The organism is Pseudoalteromonas ostreae (assembly GCF_018069805.1).
Taxonomy (GTDB): Bacteria; Pseudomonadota; Gammaproteobacteria; order Enterobacterales; family Alteromonadaceae; genus Pseudoalteromonas; species Pseudoalteromonas ostreae.
On record NZ_JAGPYN010000023.1, the window covers coordinates 60,984 to 68,084 of the forward strand.

A 7,101-nucleotide genomic window follows, 5' to 3' on the forward strand; every position below is an offset into this window, starting at 1 on the left:
TTATATTTTCCTAAATTTTTTATTTTAATTTATTCTTTAAATATTGTGTGCGAAAATAGAACAAAGTTGAGATTTTCTCTCAATTTACACTCTAAATTAAGCTAACCTCAAGCTGTATTTATATCCGTATTTCAATTTTATTAAAGTCAGTATTAGCACTCAATATGAATTCATATTCACTAAAGAAAAAAATATTATTATCGGTTGTTCTCGCTCTCGTAATTGTTGTCGCATTATTATCATGGTATAGCTATTCCACGCAAAAAGCGCTGCTACTGCAAAGCAGTGTTGATAGTGTGAGGCAAGCTGGTGAACAGCAAGCAGCGCGTATAGAAGCATGGTTAACTGATCGTCAGCGAGTGATCGCTTCTGTCGCCACTAAAGTCGAAGGTGATACGCTAAATGTATTGCAGCAAGCACAGGTATCTGGCGATTTTCAATTAACCTATTTTGGTAACCGCGATGGGCTGATGGTGGACTCTGATCCAAGTATTGACCGCTCAGATTATGATCCTAGAACTCGTCCTTGGTATCAGCAGACACAACAAACTCGTGGCAGTATTATCACCAAACCTTATATGGATGTGGCCTTTAATTTATTGGTCGTTACCATAGCTCATCCAGCGCGTAATGGTGTGGTTGGCGGTGATGTGTCAATTGCGAGTATTGTTGATAGTGTTAGCAGTATGTCTCTACCGGCAAACGGTTATGCCATCATGATGCATGAAGACGGTACTGTGATCGCCTATAAAGACTCAAGTAAATTGATGGGTAAAATCACCAATATTGAGACTAAATTAAGCAGCCGACTAATCGGATCAAGTAGCCAAACAGGCCAACTTACGCCTGTTTATTTTGAAACTGAAGGTCGGGATAAGCTACTTTGGAGTGAAAAAATCCCCAATACAGATTGGCAGCTAGTTTTTGTACTCGACAAACAAACGTTAGAGGCACCATTAGTAAGTTTGATGGTCACCCAGTTAGGACTGGCAACGTTAGCACTGATCGTCAGTGTATTATCTATTTCGTGGTTGTTAAGTTTGTTATTGGGGCCATTAAGTCGCGTATCGCAAGCGTTATCACGTATTGCAGCAGGTAATGGTGATTTAACTCAGCGTATTACAGTCGACAGCCAAGACGAAGTCGGCATGTTAGCTGATAGCTTTAATAGTTTTGTAAGTAGTCAACATCAGCTGATCAGCCATATTCGTCAACTAGCCATTGATTTGGATTTGGACGCAGAAAAAAGCTTACTGACAAATCACTCGAGCGTTAATGAATTACAGCGCCAGCAACAAGAAGTCACTATGGTTGCCACTGCGGTAACAGAAATGTCTAGTGCTACTCATGAAATTGCAGCTAACGCTGAAAATACCGCTGCCGCATCCCAGCAATCGGCGCAAAGCAGTATTCAGGGGAAAAGCTTAGTTGATAAAACCAGAACCACGATTAACTCATTGGCATCAGAAATTGATGAAACCACAGTAGTGATCAGCGAGCTGAGTCTGCATGCACAAGCAATCTCAAGTATTTTAACGACGATTCAGGAGATTGCAGAGCAAACGAATTTACTGGCATTAAATGCGGCGATTGAAGCGGCGCGTGCTGGCGAGCAAGGCCGTGGTTTTGCTGTTGTCGCAGACGAAGTTCGGGTGTTATCACATCGTACTCAAAACTCTACTGCAGAGATTTATACCACGATTGAAACGTTGCAAAATACCACTAAAAAAGCGGTTAGCTTGATGGATAGCAGTAAAAGTTTAGCTAATAACAGTGTTCACGACGTCAACGCCGCAGCACAAGCTTTAGAAGAAATTACTCACGCAGTGAATGAGATTTCCGACATGGCAGGGCATATTGCAGTCGCAGCCGAGGAGCAAACTCAAGTAACAAATGAGATAACCCGAAATACGGTCGCAATTAAAGATGTCACTGATGAAATCACGGCATCAGCAACAACGCATTTAAGCCAAGCAAAGGTACTGAAAGACCGCGCCACTGACTTAAATGAAAAAGTTGCCACCTTTATCCTGTAGTTTGACGTTATAGCTAGTAGGGCAGATATAGCCCTTCTAGCTTCTTTTTAGTTTTAAGTGGTAAGTTTTAAGCCATAAGTAACAAACGCAGCCACCGCTATTTTCTTGCCTAGTTGCGAAACATTATAGAAAAAGAACTTTAAGTTAATTATTCACAAAGAGCTTAAGAGGCGCCGTGCTTGAGAGTTATCAACGTAGGTTGGTTTGAGCGCAGCGAAACCCAACTAAAAATATCCAATCAGTCAACACTAGTATTTTGTATTATCGGTTGTCTTGAATGTGCCAATTGCAGACGGTCAGGAGTTATAATGTCTGTGGTCAAGGTTTGACTCCTTTGGCTTCACTTACATCTCCCTTTAAACAAAACTAAGTTTCCTATTAAGCGATACAGCTAACCTCTACACGTACCACCAAAATCAAATCTGGTCGACAAAAAACAACTATTTGATCATTCCCAATAATTAAAATTTAAACAGGCTCAAGTCATAAACCAAAATAACTATTTCAGCATGTAGAGCTCTTTCTCAAAGTCATTCAAACCACTTAAATGAATTACTTTAAGAATACAGTTAGATAATATGCGTGATGCTTTATCAAGGACATCCCGTGAGGGTACCTCCTTTCCAACATCCCTTACCGGAACGACATCTTTAACCTTCGCATTATGGACAGCAGACGAGCGAATGTTGTAGAAGGCTTTTAAGTAGTTATAATTCACTTCTCGCTCCTTGTAGTGATCTGAAGAAAGCTTGGCACCAAGTAATCGTACTTGTAACGACAGCTGTTCTGAACTTTCACTCTTCGTTAGAATTGATTCAGCACACATCCCTAAATCAACAGCCTTATCAACAAGGTCATGAGAATTCATAGAAGACGATTTACGTTTAAGCGCCAATTCAATCGCCCCTTTGGCTTTACTATTTAACGCGTTGTACTTGCTAAACACGTTCTTCAACGTGTCTTTATCATCAAAATACAAATCATCATTGTAAAGAGGACGTAGCACTTGCAGTGCGCTAATAATGTTCACATCAATAAAGCCAGAGCATGGCACTGTATCGTCAAAAAGCATTCTATTACGCGTAATACACGCACCATATTCTTTTGTAAAGAGCGACAAGAAATTTGCCTTCAAGGTATGTGATTCTAAAATATCGTAAAGTGATCTTCTCTCATCACGAACCACATCGTCATAATCATGAACATCAAACACATTTTGATGAACTGTGGTTACGATAAAAGCAGGCCTATCCCCAGGGTAATCACGACTGATATCATACCAATCCCTATTAATCCTGTTTTTAACCCCATCTGGGAGCGCTTCAAACCCACAAATACGCGTATTCTCATCAAAATAATATGTTTGCTCAGGATAAACGCCTTCCACCAGTGAAATAAGATGCAAAGGAACGGTTTGGTTATCGGCAAAATCAAGAAAATATTTAAACGCTTGCTTAGCATCTACATCATTCGCTTTCTTACAAAGCCACTTAGCCACATCAAACGGGGATATTGTAGTGCGACTTGTTGACGTTCCCCACAATCTGTTTACTAAGTTAGGATAACTCGCTAATAACGCATCCATTAATTTAAGCGGCTTTTTAGCCACCCCACCTTTAACAACCATGATTCGCCAATCAACAAGTGGGCTCACCATTTTCAAAAAGTGTTCATCTTTACGACACTCATCTATAAGTGAGATTATGTCCTTTTGATACGCTTCCATACTCTTTCCATTACACGTTCAATTCACGTTCAATTCACGCGCTATAGCAGGCCCATTGCCACACTAAAGCCCGCTCTTTGATTATTAAAGCCAATTGGGTCAAAAAACTTGATTTCATACACAATAATTTACCACTGTACTGTTATAGCTCAAAGCTGAACTACTTCAAAGTGAAGCGGACGCAGGTAACGCTCATCTTGCACTTTTCAAGACCTGACCCCAGCTCCCTGTGATGACCCCAGCTCCCTGTGACCCCAGCTCCCTCTGATTGAGCCTGCACGTTAACCGCTCATTTTTAAAAGTTGGATAATGCCCAATATCTGAGCCATAAGGGTTGGTTATGTGAAAACATAAACCACAGATTTGTTATCGTGCAGTGCGAGTGTACTGCCCAAACTGGACTGATATTGTTACTAAACGATGACTGAGGCGAAAGCCAAGGGCCTTAATTAATTCATCAAAGATGCTTATTAAACCGCCTAAATTCATATGGGTGACTGGTGCATATTCACATCAATCGACGTCATGACTAGGTGTATAGCCAAATTTAAATTGAGTTTAAAAAGTAACAACACTTGATTTTTGAACAAAAGATCAAAAAACACGGCTGCCTGCTTGACCGGAACTTCCTAATGGGTGACCCCATGATTTCCTTTGCTAAATACTTACTCCATCGGCATAAGCGTACTTAAATAGTCCAATTTCAGCGGTGGGCTGCAAAACCAAAGCAAATTAGCCTGACGTTTGAAAAACCCGACTATTAATTAGGAGAAGCGTCATGGGCTACAGTAATTTTGGCAGAATAGACAAACCTAGTTTTTCTTTCGTTGCAGCCGCCAGTTTATCAACTTGAGAAATTATTTTGGCCGCTAATAGATCGCCTTCCATAACACTAACACCATGCTCACTTGCATATGCTTTTACTTCATCAGATACCATACCTGTGGTAATTAGCCATAAACTTACATTGGGTGTTTCTTTCTCAAATTCAATGAGCTGGTCAACCCCCCAATTACTCGTTATACCTGAATGGTGTTTACATTGAATATAGACAATATTTGCCCCTGAAAAGTCATCACTTTTTTCAGCTCTGATATCTATATCTGACTGATCTTTTGTTTGATTTTTGGGCATAACGTGAGCTTGATAACCGTCTATCTCAAGGAGTTCAGCGATTAATTTCTCTAAGCCATAACCACCTGCTTCCAATCGGGATTTTCCTGTTATCAATCTATCTAATAAACCTCGCTCAATACTTTTTAATTCACTCTCAACGCGTATTTGAAACTCAGAGTCGAACCGGATTTCTAGATTTCGCTGTAGCTTATCAACGTAGCCAATAATTTCGTCTTTAAACTCATTCAGATTTGCAATCGACATCCTTATTTTTAAACGGCTCTGTAATCCTTCCGTTAACTCATACCTAGGGATTTTTACTACGCTACCGCCTGCCTTTTTGAAAAAGTTGACCGAAACACGGTTAGCTCCATTCCAAGGCTTTTCAGCAAACGATTTGTCACCCGTTGCAATTCCTACCAAGATTGCTCGATACACTGGTACAATGACGATATCGCCTTCTGCTATATCAAAAAATCGTTTTATTTGATTTCGCTGCCTTCCAATGTCAATTTCCTTGTCTTTTATATATTTATCAATCTCAGTAAAAGAATTGAACTGACTTAAGTTGATCTCTCGCCAGCCGTAACCTGCTAAGGACTGCTCAGCCAAATCCTCTGGGCCTCTAACCAATACGATGTTTTTCATTGTGTTCTTCCTTTAAAGTCCAAGCCAGTTCCAAAATTCGTCAGGCATTTCTTGTTCAACTAAATCCATACTTTTAATATCTACTGTGCTATTGCACCCTATAAGGGGTACTTCAATTTCTGCTGACTGTTCATCCCAACTGACTTCAAAGTAACGAATATTTTCCTTATCAAGGCATATTTTCAGAACCCTGCCAAAACCATATAATTTCATGGTTTTACCAAATTTTTCTCGCTTTTTAAGGACTATTAAATCCCCAACACAGACTTCATTCCAGCGGTTAAGCTGAACTTCACTCTCAAGATAGTCAAAACGACAAATGCCTTTTTCTTTCCAATCAATATCTAATCGATTGGAAAAATCAGCCGCAGGGCAAAACCCCATAAACAAGATAGAAGTATCTGCTGGTTTGCTGTACTGAATCTCATCAAGTACGAACTGAGCATCTGTATCTCCCTGATTTAAAATGTGCTGGGCGTTTTGTTGCAAAATAGCAATTTGTGCGCGAGTTAAGCTACCGCTTCTGAGTTGGTCAATTTTGTTTTGATACTTCATAAATCTCGCTCTCCATATCGTGAGTTATTACGTTGTAATGCAATTACAGTAGTACAACAAGAAAGATAATAAAAGGCTTATTTTTCGTATAGTTAAAAATAAATTACTCCTCAAAATTTGGCCAATTTCCCCAAGTAGACTCTGTTTCATAGCGTTTAGAACCCTCTTTTACCCAAAAATATTTTCGTGTAGATTTAATGGCTATATTTTGTGCCAACGAAATACATCTAATCATCAATTATTAAACGTCAGCAAAAACACCTGGCTCTGTCGACTTGAATCTAATGGGGGTCAATCAAATAAAAAACTCGAAACATAAGAGGCAAGCTTAGGTAGCTTTTCGTTAAAGTATTTTCCATAAATAAGGGTTCTAATCCCAGTTTATTTAAGTAGTTATTGGAGATCTAAATTAAGGAACCCTGCATGAATAACAAAGTTGGCATCTTTTGGTTTGCTGCAAACACGTTAGTTTTTAAAACTCAAAATGCTTGTGATTTACAGCCAGATCGACTTGGCTTTGTTGACAGCACTTTGCAACACCAAATCGAATGGGAAGAAAACTTAATATTTGAGCATTTCGCTTTAGCCCTTCACCATACTGATTATTATCACTTCCCTAGAGGCCGTATTGTGTTTAATACTAAGTTACAAACATCTTTCATTTATCTGGATAAAAAACTATTTAAAAAACGCATTGTGGATGCGATACAAGTCAATTTTTCTTTAGTACACACAAAGGTTAAGTTTTTTACAGACCCTCATTACAATTGTTTCAACAGTTTTTGACTAAACAGTTCTACTCGGTGACAAAGAGTTCAGGAAAAAAGCAAGGGCTGTTTTAAAACGAGTAAGTAACGGCTTGCAGGATAGTGTTCCTCTCGATAGTTTTAAAAGCGATGGTGTGAAAATGTTGGGGTCGCATCTTTCAGCGTGCTCAAGGTAGGTTGTAACTGACTGCAATTCGCTCTAAGCCGTCTACCAGCTCTCACACTAAACGTTGGGTTTCGTTGCTCTCAACCA

General features: G+C 39.4%; 5 protein-coding genes. 2 read left to right on the top strand and 3 right to left on the bottom strand.

From position 1 onward, the window contains the following. Nucleotides 1-164 precede the first annotated feature (164 nt). Nucleotides 165-2,036: a methyl-accepting chemotaxis protein gene (locus J7338_RS16655; protein WP_210798084.1), complete on the top strand. Its 1,872-nt coding sequence runs from the start codon at nt 165-167 to the stop codon at nt 2,034-2,036. 499 nt (nt 2,037-2,535) lie between these two features. Here the strand turns inward: J7338_RS16655 and J7338_RS16660 are convergent, their stop codons facing one another. The 3 genes from J7338_RS16660 to J7338_RS16670 form a co-directional block, all read right to left on the bottom strand. Then, nucleotides 2,536-3,762 (bottom strand): HEPN domain-containing protein, encoded by a 1,227-nt coding sequence (locus J7338_RS16660; RefSeq protein ID WP_210798085.1) that lies wholly within the window; start codon nt 3,760-3,762, stop codon nt 2,536-2,538. Nucleotides 3,763-4,545: 783 nt separating this feature from the next. Further along, nucleotides 4,546-5,526 carry a restriction endonuclease gene (locus J7338_RS16665; RefSeq protein ID WP_210798086.1) on the bottom strand — a complete coding sequence of 327 codons (981 nt, stop codon included), beginning with the start codon at nt 5,524-5,526 and terminating at the stop codon, nt 4,546-4,548. Between the two features lie 12 nt (nt 5,527-5,538). Continuing rightward, complete coding sequence (locus J7338_RS16670; protein WP_210798087.1) at nt 5,539-6,081, bottom strand: hypothetical protein; 543 nt, start codon at nt 6,079-6,081, stop codon at nt 5,539-5,541. 423 nt (nt 6,082-6,504) lie between these two features. On the opposite strand from J7338_RS16670, the gene J7338_RS16675 reads away from it, so the two are divergent. Beyond that, entirely contained in the window at nt 6,505-6,867 is a 363-nt protein-coding gene (locus J7338_RS16675; RefSeq protein ID WP_210798088.1) for a hypothetical protein, read from the top strand. Nucleotides 6,868-7,101: the final 234 nt, after the last annotated feature.